The organism is Microbacterium sp. Beta, assembly GCF_005502545.1.
Lineage (GTDB): Bacteria > Actinomycetota > Actinomycetes > Actinomycetales > Microbacteriaceae > Microbacterium > Microbacterium oxydans.
This window is the reverse complement of sequence record NZ_SCOG01000055.1, coordinates 1-1,110: the sequence shown is the minus strand read 5'-3', so window position 1 is coordinate 1,110 and position 1,110 is coordinate 1. Positions and strand designations below refer to the sequence as shown.

Genomic DNA, 1,110 nt, shown 5'->3' with positions numbered 1-1,110 from the left:
TGTGATGTCCAGGCAGGTTGTTTTCGATTCTGCTGATGGGCGGGGCTCCGATCGCGGAGTGGTGCCTGTGATGATTGTAGAAGTGCAGCCAGCCCGGGAGTGCTTTGCGGCGCTCAGTCTCTGAGGGATAGAGCTTCGCGTATGCCCAGCCGTCGGCGAGGGTGCGGTGGAAGCGCTCGATCTTCCCATTCGTTTGTGGACGGTAAGGCCGGGTCTTCTTCGCCGTGATCCCAAGATCGATGCAGGCATCGCGCCAGGCGTGAGACTTGTAGGCCGAGCCGTTGTCCGAGAGGACGCGCTCGACAGTGACACCGCGGTCGGCAAACCAGGACACCGCTCGGCGGAGAACACCGATCGCGGTGTCCGCTTTCTCGTCGGAGCAGATCTCGGCGTAAGCGACGCGGGAGTGGTCGTCGATGACGGTGTGCACGAACGCAGTGCCGAGCCTCGGCTCGTAACGATGGTTCCTGCTCTTGGTGCGGGTGGCGGTGGCCTCTCGGTTGCGTTCGCCTTGGACGCGGCCGACGAAGCGCCAGCCGCCGCCGTCGGGGATGTTGCCGAACTTCGTGACGTCGACGTGGATCAGCGATCCGGGATGATCGTGCTCGTAGCGGCGGATTTGCTCCCCATTGACCCTGTCGATATGGCTGAGCCGGTTGATGCGGCAGCGCACCAGGACCGCGTGGACGGTCGAGGCGGGCAGACCGAGTTCGCCAGCGATCTGAACCGCGCCGAGACGCCGCCGCCACCTCGCTTTCACGATTTTCTTGACCTGCGGCAGCGGGGTCTTCGTCGGCATCGATCGCGGGCGACTCGAACGATCAGCCATCCCAGCAGGTCCCTCCAGGCGCAGCCTGGCCGCCCAATTCCGGGCGGTCACGGGCGAGACCATGAACATCTTCGCCGCGACCTGCGGCGGCCAGTGATCCTCGACGATCAGGCGCGCCAGTCGAAGCCGGGCGCGTGGGGTCAGGGCAGCGTTAGCGTGGGACACGAGGGCCTCCTGGTTCCTGAAGCGGTTGAACTCAACAGCTCCACTTCACAACCGGAGGCCCTCACCTCTCAGCTCTTCACGGCCGTGTCGCCGAAACAACGTCCCTGGACATCACA

At 64.7% G+C, this 1,110-nt stretch carries 1 protein-coding gene; it reads right to left on the bottom strand.

Translation table 11 applies throughout. The features are described from left to right. On the bottom strand, positions 1 to 994 hold a 994-nt coding region (locus FFS56_RS20375; protein WP_137772344.1), incomplete at its 3' end, for an IS481 family transposase. Positions 995 to 1,110: the final 116 nt, after the last annotated feature.